Annotated in this window: 25 protein-coding genes; 11 read left to right on the top strand and 14 right to left on the bottom strand. The window is 63.7% G+C overall.

The window, feature by feature from the left end; translation table 11 throughout:
* Positions 1 to 55 precede the first annotated feature (55 nt).
* On the bottom strand, positions 56 to 913 hold the full coding sequence (locus tag X760_RS64925; protein ID WP_023721250.1) for an EamA family transporter: 858 nt from the start codon (positions 911 to 913) through the stop codon (positions 56 to 58).
* The gene (locus tag X760_RS64920; protein ID WP_245278678.1) at positions 910 to 1488 is read right to left on the bottom strand and encodes a nitroreductase family protein; all 579 of its coding nucleotides are present in this window, start codon (positions 1486 to 1488) and stop codon (positions 910 to 912) included. Before X760_RS64920 ends, X760_RS64925 begins: the two co-directional genes overlap by 4 nt.
* A 146-nt stretch (positions 1489 to 1634) precedes the next feature.
* On the opposite strand from X760_RS64920, the gene X760_RS64915 reads away from it, so the two are divergent.
* Together X760_RS64915 and X760_RS64910 are read left to right on the top strand one after the other, a co-directional pair.
* Positions 1635 to 2636 (top strand): LysR family transcriptional regulator, encoded by a 1002-nt coding sequence (locus tag X760_RS64915; RefSeq protein ID WP_023721248.1) that lies wholly within the window; start codon positions 1635 to 1637, stop codon positions 2634 to 2636.
* A 30-nt stretch (positions 2637 to 2666) separates the two neighbouring features.
* On the top strand, positions 2667 to 3440 hold the full coding sequence (locus tag X760_RS64910) for a FadR/GntR family transcriptional regulator (protein ID WP_023721247.1): 774 nt from the start codon (positions 2667 to 2669) through the stop codon (positions 3438 to 3440).
* Between the two features lie 27 nt (positions 3441 to 3467).
* On the opposite strand, the gene X760_RS64905 is transcribed toward X760_RS64910, so the two are convergent.
* The 5 genes from X760_RS64905 to X760_RS64885 all read right to left on the bottom strand — a co-directional run bounded on the left by X760_RS64905 (position 3468) and on the right by X760_RS64885 (position 8726).
* Positions 3468 to 4574: a Gfo/Idh/MocA family oxidoreductase gene (locus X760_RS64905; protein WP_023721246.1), complete on the bottom strand. Its 1107-nt coding sequence runs from the start codon at positions 4572 to 4574 to the stop codon at positions 3468 to 3470.
* Positions 4575 to 4606: 32 nt separating this feature from the next.
* Positions 4607 to 5419 carry an ATP-binding cassette domain-containing protein gene (locus X760_RS64900; RefSeq protein ID WP_023721245.1) on the bottom strand — a complete coding sequence of 271 codons (813 nt, stop codon included), beginning with the start codon at positions 5417 to 5419 and terminating at the stop codon, positions 4607 to 4609.
* Positions 5420 to 5451: 32 nt separating this feature from the next.
* Positions 5452 to 6567: an ABC transporter permease gene (locus X760_RS64895; protein ID WP_023721244.1), complete on the bottom strand. Its 1116-nt coding sequence runs from the start codon at positions 6565 to 6567 to the stop codon at positions 5452 to 5454.
* 148 nt (positions 6568 to 6715) lie between these two features.
* On the bottom strand, positions 6716 to 7684 hold the full coding sequence (locus X760_RS64890) for a sugar ABC transporter substrate-binding protein (RefSeq protein ID WP_023721243.1): 969 nt from the start codon (positions 7682 to 7684) through the stop codon (positions 6716 to 6718).
* 67 nt (positions 7685 to 7751) lie between these two features.
* Positions 7752 to 8726 carry a polysaccharide deacetylase family protein gene (locus X760_RS64885; protein WP_245278677.1) on the bottom strand — a complete coding sequence of 325 codons (975 nt, stop codon included), beginning with the start codon at positions 8724 to 8726 and terminating at the stop codon, positions 7752 to 7754.
* A 364-nt stretch (positions 8727 to 9090) separates the two neighbouring features.
* Between X760_RS64885 and X760_RS64880 the strand changes: the two genes are divergently transcribed.
* Together X760_RS64880 and X760_RS64875 are read left to right on the top strand one after the other, a co-directional pair.
* The gene (locus X760_RS64880; RefSeq protein ID WP_023721241.1) at positions 9091 to 10335 is read left to right on the top strand and encodes an aminotransferase class I/II-fold pyridoxal phosphate-dependent enzyme; all 1245 of its coding nucleotides are present in this window, start codon (positions 9091 to 9093) and stop codon (positions 10333 to 10335) included.
* Between the two features lie 170 nt (positions 10336 to 10505).
* Complete coding sequence (locus X760_RS64875; protein ID WP_023721240.1) at positions 10506 to 10949, top strand: SRPBCC family protein; 444 nt, start codon at positions 10506 to 10508, stop codon at positions 10947 to 10949.
* Positions 10950 to 11115: 166 nt separating this feature from the next.
* Here the strand turns inward: X760_RS64875 and X760_RS78120 are convergent, their stop codons facing one another.
* From X760_RS78120 to X760_RS64855, 5 genes are all read right to left on the bottom strand, one after another.
* Positions 11116 to 11697 (bottom strand): hypothetical protein, encoded by a 582-nt coding sequence (locus tag X760_RS78120; RefSeq protein WP_245278676.1) that lies wholly within the window; start codon positions 11695 to 11697, stop codon positions 11116 to 11118.
* Positions 11687 to 12583, bottom strand: a complete 897-nt coding sequence (locus X760_RS78115; RefSeq protein ID WP_245278675.1) for a PLP-dependent aminotransferase family protein — start codon at positions 12581 to 12583, stop codon at positions 11687 to 11689. Before X760_RS78115 ends, X760_RS78120 begins: the two co-directional genes overlap by 11 nt.
* A gap of 4 nt (positions 12584 to 12587) precedes the next feature.
* A complete protein-coding gene (locus X760_RS64865; protein ID WP_023721239.1) occupies positions 12588 to 12794 on the bottom strand; it encodes a LacI family DNA-binding transcriptional regulator in 207 nt (68 codons plus the stop codon).
* A gap of 201 nt (positions 12795 to 12995) precedes the next feature.
* Positions 12996 to 13907, bottom strand: coding sequence for a myo-inosose-2 dehydratase (gene iolE / locus X760_RS64860; RefSeq protein ID WP_023721238.1), 912 nt, complete (start codon positions 13905 to 13907; stop codon positions 12996 to 12998).
* 118 nt (positions 13908 to 14025) lie between these two features.
* The gene (locus X760_RS64855) at positions 14026 to 14313 is read right to left on the bottom strand and encodes a DUF3175 domain-containing protein (RefSeq protein WP_023721237.1); all 288 of its coding nucleotides are present in this window, start codon (positions 14311 to 14313) and stop codon (positions 14026 to 14028) included.
* Positions 14314 to 14488: 175 nt separating this feature from the next.
* On the opposite strand from X760_RS64855, the gene X760_RS64850 reads away from it, so the two are divergent.
* From X760_RS64850 to X760_RS64820, 7 genes are all read left to right on the top strand, one after another.
* Positions 14489 to 15721 (top strand): MFS transporter, encoded by a 1233-nt coding sequence (locus X760_RS64850; RefSeq protein WP_023721236.1) that lies wholly within the window; start codon positions 14489 to 14491, stop codon positions 15719 to 15721.
* 168 nt (positions 15722 to 15889) lie between these two features.
* Positions 15890 to 16918: a LacI family DNA-binding transcriptional regulator gene (locus X760_RS64845; RefSeq protein WP_023721235.1), complete on the top strand. Its 1029-nt coding sequence runs from the start codon at positions 15890 to 15892 to the stop codon at positions 16916 to 16918.
* A gap of 301 nt (positions 16919 to 17219) precedes the next feature.
* Entirely contained in the window at positions 17220 to 18344 is a 1125-nt protein-coding gene (locus tag X760_RS64840; protein ID WP_023721234.1) for a sugar ABC transporter substrate-binding protein, read from the top strand.
* An 80-nt stretch (positions 18345 to 18424) separates the two neighbouring features.
* A complete protein-coding gene (locus X760_RS64835; RefSeq protein WP_023721233.1) occupies positions 18425 to 19966 on the top strand; it encodes a sugar ABC transporter ATP-binding protein in 1542 nt (513 codons plus the stop codon).
* The gene (locus X760_RS64830) at positions 19963 to 20943 is read left to right on the top strand and encodes an ABC transporter permease (protein ID WP_023721232.1); all 981 of its coding nucleotides are present in this window, start codon (positions 19963 to 19965) and stop codon (positions 20941 to 20943) included. Before X760_RS64835 ends, X760_RS64830 begins: the two co-directional genes overlap by 4 nt.
* Positions 20940 to 21926: an ABC transporter permease gene (locus X760_RS64825; RefSeq protein WP_023721231.1), complete on the top strand. Its 987-nt coding sequence runs from the start codon at positions 20940 to 20942 to the stop codon at positions 21924 to 21926. The genes X760_RS64830 and X760_RS64825 overlap by 4 nt, the downstream gene beginning before the upstream one ends.
* Positions 21927 to 21931: 5 nt before the next feature.
* Positions 21932 to 22477: a gluconokinase gene (locus tag X760_RS64820; protein WP_023721230.1), complete on the top strand. Its 546-nt coding sequence runs from the start codon at positions 21932 to 21934 to the stop codon at positions 22475 to 22477.
* 156 nt (positions 22478 to 22633) lie between these two features.
* Here X760_RS64820 and X760_RS64815 read toward each other — a convergent pair whose 3' ends face one another.
* On the bottom strand, positions 22634 to 22945 hold the full coding sequence (locus X760_RS64815; protein WP_023721229.1) for a DUF2293 domain-containing protein: 312 nt from the start codon (positions 22943 to 22945) through the stop codon (positions 22634 to 22636).
* The gene (tsaA, locus tag X760_RS64810) at positions 22942 to 23466 is read right to left on the bottom strand and encodes a tRNA (N6-threonylcarbamoyladenosine(37)-N6)-methyltransferase TrmO (protein ID WP_023721228.1); all 525 of its coding nucleotides are present in this window, start codon (positions 23464 to 23466) and stop codon (positions 22942 to 22944) included. Before tsaA ends, X760_RS64815 begins: the two co-directional genes overlap by 4 nt.

Here is a 23466-nt window from a genome sequence, read left to right as displayed (position 1 = left end):
TTGTTTTGATGCATGTCGTATCGCAAACCCGCTGCACACTTTTGAGCGACATGCATCAGGACTCGTTGCGATTGGGGCGTTGAGCCAGCCAGATGCTGCCGATGACGAAAACGACGCCGGCGATCTGAGGCAAGGTCAGCGTCTGGTCCAGGAATACCCATCCAAGCAGCACGGCGGTCACCGGGCTGAGGAAAAGCAGCGATGACACCACGGCAGATTCCAGTCGCGCAATGCCCCGGAACCAGAGGACGTAAGTCAGCGCCGCACCGATCAGGCCGAGCCACACCAGTCCAAGCAGGTTGGCCGCGGTCGGGAGCGGGATGGAGGGCTCGAAAAGCAGGGCCACCGGAACGAGAAGCAGACCGCCGGCGGTCAGCTGCCATGCCGTAAAGGTAAGCAGCGATACTGGCGGTTGCCACTTACGGGCCAATACGCTTCCGAAGGCCATGGAGGCCGCCCCGGCGAGGCCGGCGGCAACGCCGACCGCATCGAGCGTCGCGTTCGGGGTCAGCACCAGCAATGCAACACCGGCGATCCCGACAAGGGCGGCGACGATCGCCAACCGACGGACAGGGCTGGCAAGCAGGGCAGCGGCAAGGAAAATCACGATCAACGGCTGGACCGACAGCACCGTCGCGGCGACCCCGCCCGGAAGCCGGTAGGCGGCGACAAACAACATGCTCAGGAAGATCGAGATGTTGAGGGCTCCGAGGACGAAACTGCGCAGCCACCAGATGCCCGTCGGCAGTTGCCGAACGATCGCCAGCAGCAGCAATCCGGCTGGCAAGGCACGCAGCATTGCGACCGTCATCGGCGAAAAGTTGGGCAGGAACTGGGTGGTGACGATATAGGTGCTGCCCCATATCGCGGGTGCAATGGCTGTCAGCAACAGATCGAAACGGCGCGTTTTCATAAGATTTCCAGTACTTCGGCAAGAGGGCGGCGCGGCTTTTGCGGCCAGTTGCCGGGCGCGGCGCGGCCGACCGCGATGAGCATCACCGGCACTTCATTCAGGCCAAGGCCAAACTCGCGGGCCACGCCTTCGGCATCGAAGCCTCCCATCGGACCAGCGACGAGCCCCAGCGCTTCGGCTGCAAAAATCAGCGTTGCAGCGCCAAGCGTTGCAGAGCGCACCGCTTCGTCGCGGGCAGCCCGAGGATCGGCATATTGTGCGCGGGCGCCTTCCTGCCAGCCCGAAGCCATATCCGCCGGCATGAAGCCGGCTTCGACGAAAGGACGCAGCCTTGCATTGAGGGCGGCGTGGTCGGGCAGTACGCCGCAGACGATGAAGGTGACCGCTGCTTCCTGCACCTTGGCCTGGCCATGGGCCACGCTGCGCAACCGCGCCTTTGCTTCCGGCGTCCGCACGGCGATGAACCGCCAATTCTGAAGGTTGTAGGCGGTTGGCGCGCGCGTTGCGAGACGTGCCAGTTCCTCAACCTCGGCATCCGTCAATGCGTACGAGGCATCGAACCGATTGGCCGACATGCGTCGCTCGATAAGGGAGATTGTGGGGTTGGTCTTCATGTCATTCCGAAAATGAGAAAGCCGTTCGGGAAGCAGATATGGAATTTACCAACAGACGATAATATGTGACAATTGAAAGACATTGTTTACTGGAAGAGAATGGTGCAGTGGATCGCCTGACTGCGTTGCAGGTTTTCCGTCATGTGGCGGAACTGAACAGCTTTGCCGAAGCCGGACGGCGGCTCGGTCTCTCGCCTCCCGCGATCAGCAAGAACATCGCCGAGCTGGAGGCGCATCTGGGGGTGCGGCTCATCAACCGGACGACGCGGCGGATGGCCCTGACCGAAGAAGGCAGGATCTATCTGGAGCATGTCACGCAGGGGCTCGATGCGCTGGCCAGGGCCGACCAGGTCCTTGGCCCGATCAAGACGGCGCCGAGCGGGACGTTGCGGGTCAGCGCGCCGATGACTGTCACGTTGACGCGGCTTTCGGCTGCCATTCCCGCGTTTCTATCGCGCTATCCCGATTTGAAACTCGATTTGCATCTTGATGACAGGCGCGTCGATATCGTGCGGGAGGGATTTGACCTTGCCATTCGCGGCAGCGACAATCTCGAGGATTCCAGCCTGGTCGCCAGAAAGCTTGCGGTCATGCCGCACGTGCTTTGTGCAGCTCCTGCCTACTTCGAGCAGCACGGCCGGCCTCAAACGCCTGCCGATTTGAAGGCGGCCAACTGCATCCGGTTCAGCCTCTCGGGGCATGCGGACATATGGGAATTCCGCAAGGACGGCCGCAGCGAGCGGATCGCCATCGACGGACGATATTCGGTCTCCTCGAGCCTTGCCGTGCGCGATGCGCTGCGCGCCGGCTTCGGCGTCAGCCTGATCCCCTATCCCTATGTCGAAAGCGACCTGAAAGCAGGCCGGCTGCAATCGGCTCTGGATGACTGGGACAAGGTCGAAACCACACTCTACGCGGTCTATCCGGCACGGCAGCATCTTGCCCCGAAAATCCGCGTCTTCCTTGATTTCCTGATCGAGGAATTCAGTCGGGACAAAGAGAAGCCGTTCGTGCCTCCCCGGCGTGAACGCCCGGCAAAGCGCTGTGTCGGCGAGGCGACGGATACGGAAAATCAAACCGAGATATTGCCGTCGATTTCATCTCCTTGACACGCCTCCAAATCCGGACTTTGTGGAGCCATGCAGGACGCGAAGCCGAATAAGGGAAAGACAGCGGCCGAGGCGTTCGCCGAACGCACGAGCGGTATTCGCCGCGCCGATGCGGCGCGCATGCCGGGGTCGAGCGTGCATGCGTCGCTGGCCAACGAAATCGGGCTGAGGATCGTGCGCGGCGACTATCCGCCGGGAACCATCCTGCCCAACGAAGCCAAATGGTCCGAGACCTTCGACGTCAGCCGCTCGGCGGTGCGCGAAGCCATCAAGATGCTGATGGCGAAGAGCCTTTTGTCGTCACGTCCCAAAATCGGCAGCTGGGTCGAGCCGAAGGAGCGCTGGAACCTGCTCGATCGCGATGTGCTGGCCTGGTACGCGACCTCGCCGGACCGCGAGGTGTTCCTCAGGACGGTGCAGGAATTCCGCCACATCATCGAGCCGGAGGCCAGCGCCTTTGCCGCCATGCGGCGCACCGACGAGCAGATGGCCGAGATCAGCCAGGCCTGCCGCGAGATGGGCGAGGCGACCAACCTGCAGGAGCGGACGCGCGCCGACACGCGGTTTCATCTCGCCATCCTGCGCGCCTCGGGCAACGATCTGCTGGTGCCGCTCGGCGTGCTGATCGAATCGGCGTTCGATCATCTGTTCGCTTTTACGACCCGGGAACTCGACGATTTGCAGCATGCGCAGAGGCTGCATGAGGCAATCGAGAAGAGCATCCGCCTGCAGCGGCCGGACGCGGCACGCAATGCAGTGCGCAAGCTGCTGGCCAATACCGACGGCGTCATCAAGTCCAGGTAGCCGCCGTTCGGCTCCCGGTTTGAGTGCTCAGTCGAACGGTCCGGTCGCGAGATGCCGCCGGGTCAGCCCGAGCAGCAAGGCCTGATCGCGGGCGGCGTGTTCGGGCGGGTTGACGACGGGGTCGCCATTGACGATCGCCGCCCAGAAGCCACGCATCTCCTCGACGAAGGCTTCCGCGTAGCCGGCGCGCAAATCTTTCTTCGACAGCGTGTGACCGTGCGAGGTCGTCACCGTCAGCCGGGTCGGATGATGGTTGAGCCAGGGCGAGGGGAATTCGAGCTCCAGGCTGGCATCGTCGAAGAACAGCGTGATCCGCTCCTTGTAGTCGGCGAGCTTAGGTACGGTAAGATGGGTCATGGTCCACAGCGCCTGTCCGTCCAGCAGCTTGACGGCGCCCTGGCCGCCGTCGCCATTGGCAAAGATCTGCGCGCCGACGATCTCGCCGTCCGGCACGCCGAGCGCATCGAGCAGGCCGTGAACGGCATTGACATCGTGAATCAAGGCCGAGCTGTAAGCGCCGGTAAATCCACGGAAAGCGAGATCAGTGAAAGGCACGCCAATGGCTTGTTCGACCTGGCGCTTCTGCTTGGCGGCGACAGCGGCGATCATGTCTTTTGGGATATCGGTGCCGCGCCTGTAGGGCTGATGGGCGATGAACGGCCAGGCGTCGGGATCGTTCACTTCCACCGAGACCGCGCGCAGCGTGCTCGATGTTCCCGGCAGCGAAGCGAGCGCCAGCCGGTAGCTCGGATCGAAGCGCTTCATGTAGCCCACTTGCATGATTTTCCTGGCGGCATCGCGCGCGGCGACGATCTCGGCGATTTCCGCCAGGGAATAGCAGAGCGGCTTTTCGCAAAAGACATGCAGGCCAACCGCCAGCGCCGCCAACACCTGTTCGTGATGCAATGGGTCCGGCGAGCCGATCACCACCGCGTCCAGGCGCTGGTCGAAGAGCTGGTCGACCGTTTCGAAATTGGCGATGCCATGGGTGTCGGTGACGAACTGCCGCGAAATCCTGGAGGGATCGGCGACGCCGACCAGCTCGAACAACTCACCGAGGCGCAGCAGATTGGGAATATGCTCGACCTGCGAGATCATGCCGACGCCGACGACCCCGACGCGTAACCTGCTCATTGGATCATTCCCCGCAATGTCCGATTGTCAGCTCAAGGCGCCGCAGGCGGCCGGCTGCCGATCTGGGCGAGCAGGCCGGCGATCTCCGCCTCGACCGCTTTCAGATCCTCGCCGCCCGACATGATCGAGATGACCTCGTCGCGCGAGATGTCCGATTTGGCGTAGGTACCGCGATTGCGGCCGCGGTTGAGCAGCGTGAAGGTGTCGCCGACCGGATAGGCATGGTGGATGTTGTGGCTGATGAAGATCACTGCCAGGCCGCGCATCCGTGCTTCGATGATGAACTTCAGCACCATCGCCGCCTGGTGGACGCCGAGTGCGGAGGTCGGCTCGTCGAGGATCAGCACGCGCGCGCCAAAATGCACGGCGCGGGCGATCGCCACCGACTGGCGCTCGCCGCCCGACAGCGTGCCGACGGCTTGCGTCGGGTCGCGCACATCGATGCCGATATCGGCCATCGCCTGCCTGGCGATGGTGTTGGCGCGCTCCTTGTCGATGCGCGAGAAGGGCAGGCTGCTTTTGGTCGGCTCGCGGCCGAGGAAGAAATTACGGGTAATCGACATCAGCGAGATCATGCCGAGGTCCTGGAACACCGTTGCCACGCCGAGCTCCTGCGCGTCGCGCGGGCTGCGGAAGGTGACCGTCTTGCCGTCGACCAGGATTTCGCCTTTGCTCGGCCGGTAGACGCCGGACAGAACCTTGATCAGCGTCGACTTGCCGGCGCCGTTGTCGCCGAGCAGGCAGTGGACCTCGCCCGGATAGACCTTGATGTCGATGTCCTGGAGCGCGCGCACCGAGCCGAAATTGACGCTGACGCCGCGCAGTTCCATTGCGGGTTCGGTCATTTGGGCCGGTTCGCTCATTTGGGCCCGCTCGGTCATTTGCCACCTCCGCGGCCGAGCGCCTTCAGCCTGATGTAGTTGTTGACCAGCACGGCCATCAGGATGACGATGCCGAGGAAGACCTTGAACCAGTCGGTGTCGATGCCGGTGTAGAAGATGCCCATCTGCACCAGCCCGAAGATCAGCGCGCCGAACAGCACACCATAGACTGTGCCGTAGCCGCCGGTGAGCAGCACGCCGCCGATGACGGCGGCGATGATCGCCTCGAACTCCTTGAGCAGGCCGCGCGTGGTGTCGGCGGAGCCCGCCTCCATCACCTGGATGGTGGCAAGCAGCGTCGCCGCGCAAGCGGTGTAGACGAACAGGCTGATCTTGACGCGATCGACCGGCACGCCGACGTTGCGAGCTGCGATCAGGTCGCCACCGGTGGCGAAGATCCAGTTGCCGTATTTCGTCTGGGTGAGCACGTAGCCGGCCAGCGCCGTCGGGCCAAGCCACCAGACGATCGACATCGGAATGCCGGCGACGAAGGGAATGCCGTCGCTGCGGGTGCCGATCCAGCCTTGCGCGCCCATCCAGTGGAACAGGCCGGTGAGCAGATGGCCGTTGAAAATGCCGGCCGTCGCCGGGTCCGGTACGCCTTCGAGGATGTAGGGAATTTGGGTGCGGCCGGTGACGGCGCGGGTGATGCCGATCGACAGTCCGCGCAGGATATAGAGCGTGGCGAGCGTGACGATGAAGGAGGGCAGGCGCGTCTTCACCACGATCAGGCCGTTGAGATAGCCGGTGAGGATGGCAACGGCGAAGGCACAGGCGATGCCGCCCCATAGCGGCAGGCCCCAGTACTTCACAGTTAGCCCGATGACGACACCGGCAAAGCCGACCATGGAGCCAACCGAAAGGTCGAACTCGCCGGCGATGATGAGAAGTGCTGCTGCCGTGGCGACGATGCCGAGCTCCGCCGACAGCGTCAGGAAGGTCATCGACCCCTGCAGCGAATAGAGGTTCGCCGCGCCCGGCAGCAGCGCAAAGATGATGATCGTCGCAAGCAGCCCGCCGGCAGCACCGGCTTCCGGCCGGCGCAGCCACTGGGTCAGCTTGCCGGTGCTGGCCAGCCGCTCGTCGGCGCCGGCGGCCCGCTTCGACGTCATGCCGAAGCGGTCGGTCGCCTTCAGTTCGCCCGGAGGTATCGCCTTGTCTTCCACGACCGCCATTAGGCTCTCCAATCGCTCAATTCGCAATCTTCGAACGGATCGGGAGAGCGCCTGGCGCATTCTCCCGTTCCGTCGGAGTGCTGGCCTAGCGGATGCCCTCTTTGGCGAGGGCCAGGATCGCCTTGGCTTTTTCGGGCGAGTCGATGAACAGCGGCCCGGTATAGGCGTTGTTCTGCGGCCAGAAGCCGTGCGTCGCCTGCTCGACCAGATAGATCACCGGCAGATAGCCCATCAGATATTGCTGGGCGTCCATGCCGAAGCCCATTTCGCCGGCGACGACAGAGTCGAGGACCTCCGGGCTGATGTCGAAAGTGTAGAGCTTGAGCTTGCCGAACAGTTCCTTGTCGCGGAACATCGGGATCAGCGGATTGGCGGCGGTGGCACCAAGCGCAAAGACGGCTTGGGTGTCGGGATGCGCCGACAGATAGGCTTCGGTGCGGCGCTGGATGTCGGCCGGATCGGGCGCCACGGCCAGAACCTCGGTGCCGCCGCCGGATGGCTTCAGCCCGTCATTGAGGCCCTGGCAGCGCTGGTCGAGGCTGACATTGCCGACCTCGTGGTTGATGCAGACGACCTTGAGCGTGCCTTCCTTGGCCAGCCGCTCGCCGGCCTTCTTGCCGGAATCATATTCGGAAACGGTGCCGACATAGAGCGTGGTGCCGAGCTCGGCGCCTTCCTTCTCGCCGGAATCCAGAACCACCATCGGAATATTGGCGGCAAGCCCGGATTTGACGGATTTGCCGAGTGCATTGGCGTCGGCGATGGAGACCGCGATGCCGTCCGGCTTGGTGGCGATGGCGGCGTCCAGAAGCCGGGCCTGCTCGACCACGTCGAAGACCTGCGGCGCGTAATATTCGACCTTGGCGCCGGTGAGGGCGGCCGCGTCATCGACGCCGCGCTTGACCACCGACCAATAGGGATCGGACGCCGACCCATGCACGACGAACGTGATGTGGACGTCCTTCGGATCCTTGAGGCCCGCGGCATATGCAATGCCTGTCATCAGGCCCGCCGTGACGAAGGCGCCCAATGCCGCTTTCAGAAGAGTTTTCATCTTATTCTCCCATTTGTCGTTGCAGTTCCAATCCCTCTGGCGCCGTTTTCCGGCCGCGACGATCGGCTCACGTCGCGGATCGGGTGGCCGCTTTGCGGGCCTTTGCCGACGTCAATCGCTGTTCGCCCGCGTTGTTGCCGCGGGCTGATGTTGACGATCGCCCGGCCGAGAGTGCTGCGCGAAGCTCCTCGCGCAACGGCTTCATGCCGATGACATCGATCGGCTGTGCGGCGAGCCAGTCGCGAAAGCCCTGGTCGCGGAACAGCTCGTACTCTTCGGTGCGGATATAGGCGGAGCGCGGCTCGATCAGCTCGAGTTCACCGGGCGCGTTGCAATGCAGGCAAAAGAAAGTCAGGCCCTCGCGCACACCCTCGATGAGCGCTTTGTAAACGGGCTCGATCGGCCTGGAGCGCGGCCGGCCCCAGGTCGTCTGGATGGCGGCGTCGAAAATGGCAAAGCCGCCGGCGCGGGCCAGCGCCACGCCGCGCTGGAACGCCTCCTCGGTGACGCCGACCAGATTGTCGTTGGGGGAATAGGCGGACAGCGTCTTGGTCAACAGCACGGGCAGCTGATATTCCAGCCCGAGCTTGATGTATATGTCGCAAAATTCGGGCGACAATGCCGCGCCCATATGCGCGTCGAGGTGGGTGACGTCGATGCCGGCGCGATAGGCGGTGTCGATCTGGGCGCGAAGCTCGGCCTCGATCGCCTGCGGCACCGCCTTGCGGCGCGTGGTCGCCACGTCGGGCCATAAGAAGCCGAACTCGTCGGTCAGGCCGGCCGCCCGCGACGGCGCGGTCAGCGGCCGCCATTTGTAGTGCTGTTTCTCGCTGTTCAGCGTCAGGTGGACGCCAAGGTCAAGGCCAGGGTTGGCTGCGGCGCTTTCGGCCATTTCGAGGAACCACGGGCACGGCACCATCACCGCGCCGGAACTGCAGACACCTAGCCCGTTCAATTCGAGAAAGGCGCTGTTGGCGCCGTGGCACATGCCGACATCGTCCTCGTGGAGCACGATCCGTTTGCTGGAGCCGGCGGCGTTCACGAATGTCAGCCTTTCCGCCGGCGCGCCGGTCTCGAGGGTCTTCCAAAGTGTGTCCCGTATTTCATGGAACCAACCGTTTGCCCAACTGGCCGGAATGGAACGCCGAAAGCTGGCTTTCCGACAGGGCCACTTTGGCGAATTCGGATGGGTACGATTTGCCTGCCGGCTGAGACACTTAGCTGCCGATTTCCCCAATCAGGGTTCAAAACCACTCATAGGAACCGTCTTCCGGGCGCAGATGGCTTGGTCGAATAGCGGCGGAGTGGTTCTTCCAAACTGTGCCCACAAGCCTACAGCTGTCCACACCATCAAGCGACCCACATTACCAAGTGACCCAAACTACCAAGTAACTTGGAGGCCTGCCATGTACACCGCCGGCGAAGAGGAAATCGAAGCCATTGCCAGGGTGATCCGCTCGGGCGCGCTGTTTCGTTACGGCAAGGACAGCGAATGCGACCGCTTCGAGGCCCGCTATGCGCAGCATCTTGGCGTCGAGCATTTCGCACTGGCCGCCAGCGGCACCTATGGGCTCGCGGCCGGCCTGATCGGGCTCGGCATCGGTCCGGGGGACGAGGTCCTGGTGCCCGCGCACACCTATATGGCGACCGCGACCGCGGTGCTGTCGGTCGGGGCCATTCCCGTCATCGTCGACATCGACGAGAGCCTGACCATCGATCCCGTCGCCTTGCGCGATGCCATAGGGCCGCGCACCAGGGCGGTCATCCCGGTGCATATGTGGGGCGCGGCCTGCAACATGAATGCGATCATGGACATTGCTGCCAAGCGCGGCTTGCTGGTGCTCGAGGATGTCTGCCAAGGCATCGGCGGCGGCTATGAGGGCCGCAAGCTCGGCTCGATCGGCCATGCCGGCGCCTATTCCTTCAACTACTTCAAGAACATGACCTCGGGCGAGGGCGGCGGCATTGCCACCAGCGACCCGAAAGTGGCGGAGCGGGCGCGCTGCGCCATCGACCCTTGCCATTTCTACTGGCAGGGCAGAAGCGACAGCATCAAACCCTTCGCCGGCATCGGCGCGCGTGCTTCCGAACTGATGGGGGCGATGCTCAACGTCCAACTCGATCGACTGGACGGCATCATCGAGGCGATGCGCGCCGAGAAGAAGATGGTGCTGGCCGGCACCCGCCATCTCGGCAATCTCGGTCTGACACCGTCGCCGATGAACAGCCCGGACGACGATTGCGCCGCACAGGTGATGTACCTACTGCCGAGCGAGCAGGCGGCGCAGACTTTTTCGAAGACCATTCCGAGCGTCGTTGCCGGCAAGACCGGCCGTCACAATTTCACCCAGTGGGACCAGGTGCTGATGCATGAAGGCGCGCATCATCCGGCGCTCAATCCTTATGCATTGCCCGAGAACCAGGGCCTGCGGCTGGATTACGCCGACGACCTCGGCAAGCGCTCGCTCGACATCCTCAATCGCACGGTGATGATCGCCATGAACCCGGCGCATGACGATACCGATATTCAGGACATGATCCACAACATCGACGCGGCGGCGCGGGTGGCGCTGGAAAATGCTTCGCTGGATGATGTCGAATTGCGCAAGGCGGCACCGGTTGATCTGCAGAAGTTCGACAGTGTGAACTAGACCCGTTCCGACGCGGTTTGCTACCCTGCGGCCGAGTTCCTTGTCCGGCGGCCGGGCGGGGATTCCGGCCGGCATAACCGGTCGTCAAAAAATCCGCAGGCCCGTGTCGGATAGGCCGGGCTCCCGCTCGTCCTAGGGGCATCGATCACCAACCACGGAGGATTAACGATATGCCCGGCACCGTACGTCTGCACCGCGTTCTGACAACCAGCCCGGAGAAAGTCTACCGCGCGTTCCTCGAAGCGGATGCACTTGCGAAATGGCTGCCGCCGAACGGCTTCACCTGCACGGTTCATCACTTCGAGGCGAAAGTCGGCGGTACGTTCAAAATGTCCTTCCGCAACTTCACCACCGGCGACAGCCACTCGTTCGGCGGCGAATATGTCGAGCTCGTGCCCAATGAGCAGCTGCGCTACACCGACCGGTTCGACGACCCCAACCTGCCCGGCGAGATCGAGGTGACCGTGACATTGAAGAAAGTGTCGGTCGGCACCGAAGTGAATATCACGCAGGCCGGTATTCCAGATGCCATCCCGGTTGAGGCCTGCTATCTCGGCTGGCAGGAGTCGCTGCGAAATCTGGCGAAACTCGTCGAACCCGAGATCGAGCAGTAGGGTAAGCGCGCGCGGCTGATCCGTGGGGGCGATCTCTTCGCGCCAAGAGAGCGAAGCGGGCGCTGCCTTGGCTGCATCGGCGTCGCTAGCCGGGATCCTAGGGATTCCCGATCTTGCCAGGCAACATGCGCCGGCGCCGGAAAGCCCGGATTGGGGAAGCCTGGCTCTAGCTTCTGTCCAACCTTAGGAACGCGGCGCGCAGCGCCAGCACCGCGCGCAGGATCTGGCGTTCGTCCATTGCCGCATAGCCGAGCAGCAGGCCGTGCTCGGGTTCTGTGGAATGGTAGTTGATCGAGATGCCCTGGACGTCGAGCCCCTCCTTGACGGCGGCGGCGACCACGTCGCTGTCCTTGTAGGGCCTGACGAAGCTCGCCAGCAGCTGCATGCCGGAATCGTTTTCCGTGACGGTCAGCCATTCGGCCAGATGCTCCTGGCACAGCTTGACGAAGTTCGCCTGCCGGCGCGCATAGAGCCGGCGCATGCGTTTGAGGTGCGTGGCGAAATAGCCCTGCGTGATGAAATCGTTGACCGTTGCCTGCAGGATCAGCGGCGCGAACTGGCCGGTGATGCTCACCGCCCGGTCGAACGGCACTGACAGTTCGCGCGGCACGATCAGATAGCCGATGCGCAGCGCCGGGATCAGCGTCTTGCCGAAGCTGCCGATATAGACGACGCGGTCGGCATGATCGAGCCCGCGCAGCGCCGGCACCGGCCGGCCGCGGAACCGGTATTCGCCGTCATAGGTCATCCTCGACGATCCAGGCGCCGTTGCGTTCGGCGATGTCGAGCAACTGCAATCGCTCCTCGATGCGCATGATGGTGCCGAACGGCCATTGGCAGGATGGCGTCACATAGATCAGCCGCGGCGGCGGCAGCTCCGGATCGGCAAGATGCCAGCCACGCCGGTCGACCTTCAACGGTGCCAGCCTGGCGCCGCTGGCGAGAAAGGCGCTCTTGGCGCCGAGATAGCCGGGCTCCTCCATCCAGACATGGTCGCCTTCGTCCATCAGCACGCGCGAGACGAGATCGAGTGCTGCTTGTGCACCGGTGACGATGATCACCTGGTCGGCGGTGCAGCTGATGCCGCGCGACAGGCCGATGGTCGAGGCAATGGCCTGACGCAGGCCGGGGTGGCCGGCAAAGGAGAGATAGCCAAGCAGGCTCTCGTCGCGGCTGCGTGCATTACGCACCAGAAGGCTTGACCAGATGGTGAACGGAAACGACGCCGTTTCAGGCACGCCCGGATGGAAATTAATGACGCCGGCATTACGCGGCGGTTGCGGGCCGTTGACGATGGTCTGACCGCGCCGCGACAGTTTTTGCGGCGCTGCCAGTCCGGCGCGCAGAGATGCCAAGGGGCGGTTCTGCTGGATCGGCGCTACCCAGGTGCCCGATCCGGCGCGCGCCTCGATAAAACCTTCGGCAAGGAGCTGGTCATAGGCGGCGATGACCGTGTTGCGCCCGACCTTGAGGTCTTCGGCCAGCGAGCGCGTCGACGGCAGCAGCGTGTTCTGCGGGATTTGGCCGTCAAGGATGAAGCGTCGCAAGGCGCCGTAGATCTGACGATGCATCGGTTCTTCCGAAGCGCGGTCGACCGACATGATGTCGAGGGAAAGGCGCATGTGGTCGGCCAAGGCACTATCCCCCGACGAACCGGGCGGCGCGGGCGATCTTTTCCTCGTTGAGCCGACAGACGGTATCAAGCACCAGTCGCCTGGTTTCGGGGTGGACCTCGCGGCTGTTCTTCAGCGCGCGATGAACGGTGGCGGCGCCAAGTTCCGCCTTCTCGGCAATCTCCCGGATGGTGCAAAGCCGTTCCATGCCAAGCGCAGCTTCGAAAGCCATGTCGCTCCTCCTCGGTTGCATCAAGGCACGGCTTCCGGCCGGCCTCAAGCTTGAAAGTCGGGGTTTGAAATCCAGAGCCGGGATTCTGCGATCCGCGCCGCGCAGGGAGCAAGGCGGCGCGGATCGCCGGGCGCATTCGCGTCGCTAACCCCATCGAGGCGCGCGCCCATTATGTTCCCCCGGCTCGCAAATGCGGGCCGGTCAGTCTGCCTGCCGCGTCGCCACTTCGAAGCCGGCCTGCCGGGCGGTGGCGAGCAGCGAGAAATAGCCCTTGCTGGCATAGGTCAGCGGATGCGCCTTGGCCGGATCCTGCTCAGCCTCGACAACAATCCAACCTTCATAGCCGCGCGCGGCGAGGGATTTCAGCAATGGCAGGAAATCGACCGAGCCGTCGCCGGGCACGGTAAAAATGCCTTCCAAAACTGCCGCCATGAAGCTCATGTCCTCGCGGCGTGCCTTTTCCAGCACCGCCCTGCGAACGTCCTTGCAATGGAAATGCACGATACGGTCGAGATGTCGCTGCAACAGCGATTGCGGGTCGCCGCCCGAAAACAGGCAGTGGCCGGTATCGAACAAAAGGCCGACGCTTCGGCCCGTCGCCGCCATCAGCCTGTCGACTTCATCGTCCGTCTCGACGATGGTGCCCATGTGGTGGTGGAAGGCCATGCCGACCCCGAATGCGGCCATGCTGTCGGCGAGGGCGGTCAGTTTCTCGCCATAGGCCCGCCAGTCGCTGTTGGCGAGGCGCGGACGCTCGGAGATCGGTGCGAAAATGCCGTCATGGCGACCGCGCGAGGTGTCGGCATAGACGACGATCTTGGCGCCGAGGTCGCGCAGCAACGCCAGATGCGGGGTAATCGCCGCGAATTCCTCTTCGACCGTACGGTCGAGGATGCGGCCATCATACCAGCCGGAGACGAGTTCCAGGCCATAGGAGGACAGGAGCGGCCCAAGCACCTCAGCCTGGCGCGGAAATTTCCCGCCGAGCTCGGTGCCGCGATAACCGGCCTGTGCGGTTTCGGACAGGCAGGTCTGCAGCGGCGTGTCGCCGCCAAGCGCCGGGACGTCGTCATTGCTCCAGGTGATGGGATTGATGCCGATCTTGACCGTCATGACGCCAGGCTTTTGCAGGCTTGCGAATGCAAGCCAGCCTGCAGACTGGCGACAAAGAGGCCCTGTCACTAGGTCCAGTTCAGCCTGATTTGGCAGAACCAATCAATAGTGACCAATTCTAGTCTTCCTTTGGGCGGCCAAAAAGGACGCGCAGTTCGTCCTTTGCGTCCTCCAGCACTTTCTTCTGCGCCGCCGGCAGGTTCTTGCCGGCGCGGTTAATGTAGAAATTCAGCATCGACATGGCGGACTGAAACGGCCCCGCCTTGCGCCGGTCGCTGTGCTCGGCCGACCGCTTCAGCGAGGCGGCGATCTTCCTCGGATCGTGGGATTCGAAGATGTGCTCTTCGAGATCCAGCGCATCGCTATGCTCGGTGACGTCGGCAGACCATTTCCGTTGCGCGGTCATGGCAAACTCCTTTCACAAGGTCGTTGCCGGGAAAACGTCTGGTGGCGCACCCCTGTTCCACTTCGGCCCAAATCCCTGGAGCCACGGATTGGCCTGTCGTGGCGCTGCTCCGCGATGCGAATGCCCTGATAGTGGTCAGAACCGCCGATTTAAGAACTGCGGACAGGAAACGTTCTTGACCCCAATCGTCTCAAACCAGGCAGCAAGTTCCGGCATCGACAGCGCCTATGCCTGGATACGGCTCGGCGTCTCGATGCTGCTGGCAACCATAGGCGGGGTCGGCATGTGGGCGGTGGTCGTGGTGCTGCCCGCCGTGCAGGCAGAATTCGGCGTCGATCGCGCCGCTGCCTCGATGCCCTATACCGCGACCATGGTCGGCTTTGCCGCCGGCAATGTGCTGTTCGGCCGCGCCATCGACCGCGTGGGGTATTGGGTTCCGGCGCTGATTGCCGCGATTACACTTGGCGCCGGCTTCCTGCTGGCGTCGCTGACCAGTTCTATCCTGCAGTTCACCCTTGTCCAGGGCCTGTTGATCGGCGTCGGCTCGTCGGCGATCTTCGGGCCGCTGATCGCCGACATCTCGCACTGGTTCAACCGGCGCCGCGGCGTTGCGGTGACGGCTGCCGCGTCCGGCAACTATCTCGCCGGAGCGATCTGGCCGACGGCGATGCCCTATGTCATGCAGACCGAAGGCTGGCGCTTCACCTATGCCGCGATCGGCATCGTTTGCGTGGTCACCATGGTGCCCTTGATCCTACTGCTCCGGCGCGGCGCACCGCCCCAGGCGGCTCCCGGATCGCCGGGCAGCCGCGTGGTCCAGCCGATCTCGCTGTCGCCGGCGGCCTTGCAGGCGCTGCTCATCGTCGCCGGACTCGGCTGCTGCGTGGCGATGTCGATGCCGCAAGTCCATATCGTCGCCTACTGCATGGATCTCGGCTACGGCGTGGCGCATGGCGCCGATATGCTGTCGATCATGCTGGCGGCGGGCGTCGTCAGTCGGCTTGGCTCGGGTTTCCTTGCCGATCGCATCGGCGGCGTGAAAACCCTGCTGATCGGCTCGGTGCTGCAATGCCTGTCGCTGTTGTTCTATATCCCGTTCGACGGGCTGGCCTCGCTATATGTCGTCTCGCTCGTCTTCGGCCTGTCGCAGGGCGGCATCGTGCCCTGTTATGCGATCATCGTGCGCGAATATATGCCTGCCAAAGAGGCTGGCCAGCGCGTCGGCATCGTTATGATGGCGACCATCTTCGGCATGGCTATCGGCGGCTGGATGTCGGGCTGGATCTACGATTTGACCGGTTCGTATGCCGCCGCGTTCCTCAACGGCATTGCCTGGAACCTGCTGAACATTTTGGCCATGGTGCTGCTGCTGTGGAAGGCCCGGCGCAGCGCTGCCGTGACGGCCTGAGGCACGGCGGTACGGACACAGTCTCTCCGGCCGTCGCTTGACAATAGCCGAAGGCTGCGCGACGCCAGACAAGGTGTGGCAACGGGTTGGCAAGGCAGCAGTGGCAAAGACGCTGAACATTGTTTCGCGGTCACGTCTGGGCGGTTGCCCGGCGTCGGGACGAGTATAGTGATCAAGCCGCGCTCGCGCCGCGGCGGCGGCCGCCCGACCATCGCCGACGTCGCGCGCAAGGCCGGTGTCGGCGCCATTACCGTATCGCGCGCCTTGCGTGAGCCGGGGCGTGTCTCGGAAGATCTGCGCCGCCAGATCGAGTCCGCCGTGAATGAACTCGGCTATGTGCCCGACCCGAATGCGCGGGCGCTGGCTTCGGCGCGCGCCGAGGTGTTTGGCGTCCTGGTACCGTCGCTTACCAACAACGTCTTTGCCGAAGTGGTGCGCGGCATCTACGACAGCCTGTCGGACGGCCCTTTCCGCATCCAGCTCGGCAACACCCACTATTCCGGCCTCGAGGAAGAGCGGCTGCTGCAGGTGTTTGGCCCGCAACGCCCTGCCGCGCTGATCGTGGCCGGCATCGACCAGACGCCGGCCTCGCGAAAACTGCTGGAAACGGCTGGCTGTCCGGTGGTGCAGGTGATGGAGACCGGGCTCGATCCGGTCGACATGATGGTCGGTTTCTCACATTTCCAGGGCGGCAAGGCGGCTGCGGAACATCTGATCGAGGCCGGCTATCGCCGGATCGGCTTCATCGGCGCGCGCATGGATCCGCGTTCGCAGCGGCGGCTTGCCGGCTATCGCGCGGCGATGGAGGCGGCCGGCTTGTTCGATCCGAGGCTCACGACCACGACGCCGGTGCCCTCCAGCGTCACCCTCGGCCGCGAATTGTTCCGCGACGCGCTGGCCAAGGTGCCGAGCCTCGACGCGGTATTCTGCAACAATGACGATATCGCGCTTGGCGTGCTGTTCGAATGTCATCGCGCTTCGATCGCCGTGCCGAAGACGATCGGCATCGTCGGCTTCAACGATCTCGACATGATGGAGGTTGCTTTCCCGTCGGTGACCAGCGTTCGGACCTATCGCTACGAGATCGGCCGGCGGGCTGTCGCCATGGCGCTTGCGGCTATCGAGGGCAACAGGCCGGAGCAGCGGGTCGTCGACCTCGGCTTCGAACTCAAGCGGCGTGAGAGCACGGCGCGCTGAAGCGAGCTTCAACGCAATGTAAATGGCGCTTTACATAACGTCATGGTAGCGCTACCACTTTTCATAGGCGGGATTTCGCCTCGAAGAGTGGAATCTGTTTATTATACATAAGCGACAGCTCATGCTTGTTTATTATGTATAATATGATAGTTTTTTACGGGATTAGCCGGGCAATAAAGGAGGAAATCGGGTCGGCATTCGGTCACCTGAACGCGCAACGGGTATGGCGGGAGGTGCCGGGCCGGGAACGCGCAAATTCATCGACGTAACAACAAACAAACTGCAACTGGGAGGAATATCGATGATCAAGTCACTCGCTGGCGGTATCGTTGCCGCCACTGCTTTTGTCATGCTGAGCTCGTCGGCGATCGCCGAGCCTGAAATCGTCAAGGGGCCATCGGCCGAGCCTGAGTGCTTCGCACCCTGGTCGGCCGATACGCAGTTCTTCAAGTTCCCCAAAAAAGACGGCCCATACCGCATCGCTCTGGCCAACGGCTACATCGCCAACACGTGGCGCATCCAGATGGTGCAGACGGCGAAGGCCTATGCAGCGCAGCCGGAGGTCGCAGCCAAGCTCAAGGAATTCAAGGTGGTCTCGACCGGCGAAGACGTGCCGGCCCAGATTTCGGCAATCAACAATTTCATCGATTCCGGCTATGACGCGATTGTCGTCAACGCTCAGAATCCGACCGCATTCGGCCCTGTCATCAAGCGGGCCAAGGAAGCCGGCGTCGTGTTGGTCGCTTTCGACAACATCCTCGACACCAAGGATGCCATCAACGTCAATGTCGACCAGAAAGGCCTTGGCGAATTGTGGGGCAACTGGCTGGTCAAGCACGTGCCGAACGGCGGCAAGGTGCTGGAAGTGCGCGGCGTCGCCGGCACGTCCGTCGACACCGACCGTCACAACGGCATCCACGAGGTTCTCGACGCGTCCGGCAAGAAGTGGGATGTTACCGAGGTCGTCGGCAAATGGGATGACGGCGTTGCGCAAAAGGCTTCGGCCGACGCCATTGCCACCAATGGTCCCTTCGACGGCGTTACCGGGCAGGGCGGCGATACCGGCATCGTGCAGGCGATGATCGATGCCAAGCATCCGTTCGTGCCGTTCGGCGGCGAGACGGAGAATGGCTTCCGCAAATTCTGCGCCAAGTTCGCCGCTGACGGCCTGAAATGCTCGTCGGCCGGTACCGGCCCGGCCCAGGTTGCGGTTGCCATCAAGACAGCGATCGCGGCACTTGAAGGCCAGGTCGTGCCGCAAGCGGTCAAGCTGCCGCTGGCGATCGTCGAGGATCCGAACTTCAAGGCAGGCCAGGATTACTTCCCCGACCAGTCCGACAATTTCTTCGTCGGCAATTCCTTCCCGACCTGCGGCATCAATTTCACGGCGCAGGAAATCATGGGCCAGAGCAAGGAAAACCAGTAAGCTCCAACAGCCCGACGCCGCGGGAAATCCCGCGGCGTCGGCGCTCGACATCCTGATTGCCAAGCGCCTGGGGAGGGCCGATGGACGGTGCGGTTCCGCTCTTCCGCATGGAAGGCATATCCAAGCGCTATGGCGGCGTGCGGGCGCTGGAAAAGGCCGAGCTGTCGGTCACTCCAGGCAGCATCCACGCCATTCTCGGCGAGAACGGCGCCGGCAAATCGACGCTGATCAAGGTCATGGCGGGGGTCGTCGCGCCCGACGAAGGCCGCATGATGCTGGACGGAAGCGAAGTGACCTTCGCTTCGCCGGCCGCCGCCAACCAGGCCGGCATCGTGTGCATCTTCCAGGAACTGTCGCTCGTCCCCGAACTCAGCGTGGCTGACAACATCGCCATTTCCGATCCGCCCAAGCGTTTCGGCATGATCGATCGCAAGGCACAGCGCCGCGTTGCGGAAGAAGCCCTGGCTCGCGCCGGCGCCTCCGATATCCATCCACTGGCGCTGGTCAAGGATCTTCCTCTTTCAAGAAGGCAGATGGTCGAGATCGCCAAGGCACTGGCGCGCAAGCCACGCATCCTGATCCTCGACGAGGCGACCTCGGCTCTGACCGCCGCTGACGTCGCCAGGGTTTTTGCCGTGTTGAAGCGGTTGCGTTCGGAAGGGCTGGCGCTGCTCTACATATCGCACCGCATGAACGAGATCGCCGAGCTGGCCGACCAGTGCACGGTGTTCCGCAATGGCCGCAATGTCGCCAGCTATGCGGCCGGTACCAAGAGCGACAATGAGGTCGTCGAACTGATGATCGGGCGCGAATACAGCCACATCTTTCCGCCCAAGCCCGCGCGGGCGGCTGCTGCAGCCACGCCGGTTCTCGAGGCGCGCAGCCTGTCATGGACTGATCGGCTGCACGATGTCTCGCTGTCGGTCGGGGCGGGCGAGGTGGTAGGGCTTGGCGGCCTCGACGGCCAGGGCCAGCGCGAATTGCTGCTCGCCTTCTTCGGTGTGCTGCGCGGCCTGTCGGGCCAAATCCTGATCGACGGCAGGCCGGTGGCGATCGCCAGCCCGGCCGCCGCGCGCGATGACCGGATCGGCATGGCGCTGATCCCGGAGGACCGCAAGACCGAAGGCTTGATGCTGCCGATGACGGTGCGCGAAAACCTCTCCTTCGCCGCCCTTGACCGGCTGTCCAGGGCCGGCATCATCGATCGCGCCGCCGAGCAGCGGCTGATCGACGACATGGTCGGTCTTCTGGCGATCAAGACGGCCGGCCTCGACATCCCCGTCGGCGCGCTGTCCGGCGGCAACCAGCAGAAGGTCGTCATCGCCAAATGGCTGATGCGGCAGCCGCGCATCATCCTGCTCAACGATCCGACACGCGGCATCGATGTCGGGACCAAGCAGGAGCTTTACCAATTGATGCGCAAGCTTGCCGACGGCGGCGCGGCAATCCTGTTCTATTCGACCGACTATGACGAGCTGATCGGCTGCTGCGACCGGGTGCTGGTGCTCTATGACGGCGCGGTAAAGCGTGAACTGGTCGGCGCCGAAATCACTGAGCGGGCGCTGATCGCCAGCGCGCTCAACATTCACGAAGAGATGCCAAAGCAAGGAGCGGACGCGTGAAGGATTGGCGCTACTGGCTTGCCGAACAGCGCGGAACGCTGCTGGCGTTCGGCATCTTCGTCGTCATGTTCGTCATCTACACCTCGAACCATCCGGCGGGCTTCACCGCCAACGTCGTACAGACGGCTTCGAACAAGGGCGTGCTGCTCGCCTTCGTCGCCATGGCGCAGACGCTGGTGGTGATCACCGCCGGCATCGACCTCTCCGTCGGCATGATCTTCACGCTGACCAACTGCCTGGCGTCGTGGCTGGTCGTCGGCACCGGCATCGAGACCGCCTTCGGCGTCATCGCCGTGCTCGGCACCGGGCTGCTGTGCGGGGCAATCAACGGCGCCATCGTTATCTATGGGCGCCTGCAGCCGATCGTCGCCACCATCGCCACCGGCGCGGTCTATTTCGGCATCGCGCTGCTGCTGCGGCCGTTTCCGGGCGGCTCGGTCAATGAGGGGCTCGCCGACGCGCTAACCGGGCGCCTGTTTGGTATTGTGCCGGCGAGCCTGGTGGCGCTGGTGGCGGTCGTGCTTGTCGTCTGGGTGCCGTTCAGCCGGTCGGTGCTCGGCCGCGCCGCTTATGCAGCCGGCTCCTCGGAGATGGCGGCCTACATGTCCGGCGTGCCGATCCGGCGTGGAAAGTTCGCCGCCTATGCGCTTGCCGGGCTGCTTGCCGCGATCGGCGGGCTGTTCCTGACGTTCTTCACCTATACCGGCGATGCGGCCTATGCGAGCGGCAACGCCTACACGCTGTTTTCAATCGCCGCGGTCGTGCTCGGCGGCGTGTCGCTGTTCGGCGGCAAGGGCAGCGCCATCGGCGCGATCTTCGGCGCGCTCGCCTTCCGCACCATCGGCGACCTGCTGTTCGTCTTCGATTTCGATCCGCTCTGGCAGCCGCTGTTCCAGGGCGTGATCCTGCTGATCGCGGTCAGCCTCGGCGCCTTCGCCCTGTTTCGGGTCCGCAACCGGCTGGAGTGGTTCCTGTGAGCGAAACGACTGTAAGTGGTCTCGCCGGCCGCATGCCGAAATTCCTTCGCCGCGCCGACCCGGCGGTGCTGACGGCGTTCGCTTGCATCGTGCTGCTGCTGTTGCTCGGCAGCCTCTATTCGCGCAGCTTCCTGTCGCCTGAATACCTGCTGCAGCAGCTCAAGGTGGCCTCGTTTCTCGGCGTCATCGCCACCGGCATGATGCTGGTCATCCTGCTCGGCCAGATCGACCTGTCGGTGCCATGGTCGGTGGCGGTCGGCGCCATGATGGCCTGTGCCGCAGCCGCGTACGGCCCTGTCGGCGTGGCGCTTGCCATTCCGTTCGGCATCTTCTGCGGTGTCCTGATCGGCATCGTCAACGGCATTGGCGTCGCCTATCTGCGCATTCCCTCGATGATCATCACGCTCGCCACCAACGCGGTCGCGCAGGGGCTGATGGTGGTCTATACGGGCGGTTTCTCGCCGCAGGATTCGGCAACCGGTGCGATGCGCTATCTGGCGACCGGCTTTGCCGTTCCTGGCGTGCCGAACGCAGTTCTCATCTGGGCGCTGATCGGCGCCGCAATGGTGTTCGTGCTGACCCGCACCGGCTTCGGCCGCACTGTCTACGGCATCGGCAACCGCGAGCGTGCCGCCTATCTTTCCGGCATCGACACACGGCGCGTGGTGATGATCGCCTTTGCGGTTTCGGGTGGGCTCTCGGCCTTCGGCGGCGTGCTGTTGGCCGGCTATGCCTCCAAGGCGGCACAGTCGATGGGCGATGCCTATCTGCTGCCGTCGATCGCCGCCGTGGTGCTCGGCGGCACCTCGATCCTCGGCGGGCGGGGCTCCTATCTCGGTACCGTCGCCGGCGTCATCCTGATCACGCTCCTGCAATCAATTCTCTCCGTCATGCAGATGCCGGAGGCGGGGCGGCAGATCATCTACGGCGTCGTCATCGTCGCTATGCTGCTGCTCTATGGCCGCGCGCCGGCAAGCCGCTGACCTGCATGACCGGGAACGACGTGTCATATAAGCCGGCGAGCACTGTTCGAACGATACCCGCCATCGTGGTGATGGGCGTTGCCGGATGCGGCAAGTCGGTCGTCGGCGACGCGCTTGCAGCAGCATTGGGCGCCCTCTTTATCGAAGGCGACAGGCTGCATCCGCCCGAAAACGTCGCGCGCATGGCGAGCGGACAACCGCTTACCGACGCGCTGCGCGAGGGCTGGCTCGACGCGATCGGCCAGCGCATGGCCGCGTCGATCGCAAGCGGGCAAGGTGTGGTCGCTGCCTGCTCGGCGCTGAAGCGCAGCTATCGCGATCGCCTGCGCGGCTTTTGCCCGGATATCGTTTTCGTCTATTTGGAGATCGACCCGGCAACGGCGATGCGGCGCGTCGGCAATCGCAAGGGCCATTTCATGCCGGCAAGCCTGGTCGACAGCCAGTTCGCCACGCTGGAGGCGCCAGCGACGGACGAGGCGGCAATAACCTTGGATGGCACGCGTCCGGTCGCCGACATCGTCGCGACTGCCTTGAGCTTGCTGGCACGCTAGTTTAGCGCCTCGTTCAGTCCTGCAACTTTCGAGATTGGCGAAAGCCGGGGTGACGGCCAATCTCCCCTACGAGGGAGGAGATTGGCCGTCACCCCTCGATTTCGCCAATCACAATGGTGAAGAGCGTAGAACTCGACGCGTGTGCCTGCCATCGCTCTACGCCTCATCCTCATCGTCGAGCAGCCGGGTGGCGCGCCAGCGGGTTAGTACGATGTTGGTCTGTTCGATGACGAAGAAGCGCGCGGAATCGCGGTCATAGCCTTCGGCCAGCAGCTTTTCGTAGTCGGTGTGCATATGGCGAATATGCGCAATCGTCGCCAGCCACACGGCAATGCTCGGCGGCAAGGTCTTCATATGCACGGCGCCGGCATCGGCACGGATCTTTTCCATGTCGGCATAGGGCGCCAGCGGCAGGAGCGCAGTCAGTGCCTTGGCGATGGCGCGGCGGCGGCCGGTCGGGGCGCTCACTGCTCATCCGATCTGGGTGACTCGTCCCGCCCGGCCATGGTCGCCTCGGCGAAGGCATCGGTCGAAGCGAAATAAGGCTTGATGTCGATGACCGGCGTGCCGTCGAGCACGTCGATGGCGTCGAGATCGATGCGGCCGATATCGATGTCGACGGCAACCAGCCTGGCGACATGCAGCCCAATTGGGTTCGGCCGGGCAGGGGAGCGCAGCGAAAAGACGCCCTTCGGTTCAACTGCATGGCGGGGTTTCTGGACAATCAGTTGCCGCGGCGCATGGTGCAGCCAGGACAGGATGATCACGTGGCTGGCGCGTTCCAGCCCAAGCAGGCCATCCCGGTAGAGCGGGTCGATGACCAAGCGCGCCGGCTGTCCCGTCTCCCGCGCGGCCCTCATGTTTTTGGGGCAAGTCTCCCGTGTCGTCCAAGGCGAAGCGATGCGGCCGATGAAGACGACATGGCCATCCGGCGGCATCGTTTCCGGGTCGGTTTCCAGAAGCTTTTCGCCGCTGCGCGTTTCGAACAT

This window comes from Mesorhizobium sp. LSHC420B00, from assembly GCF_000503055.1.
Classification (GTDB): domain Bacteria; phylum Pseudomonadota; class Alphaproteobacteria; order Rhizobiales; family Rhizobiaceae; genus Mesorhizobium.
This window is presented reverse-complemented; position numbering and strand designations above follow the sequence as displayed.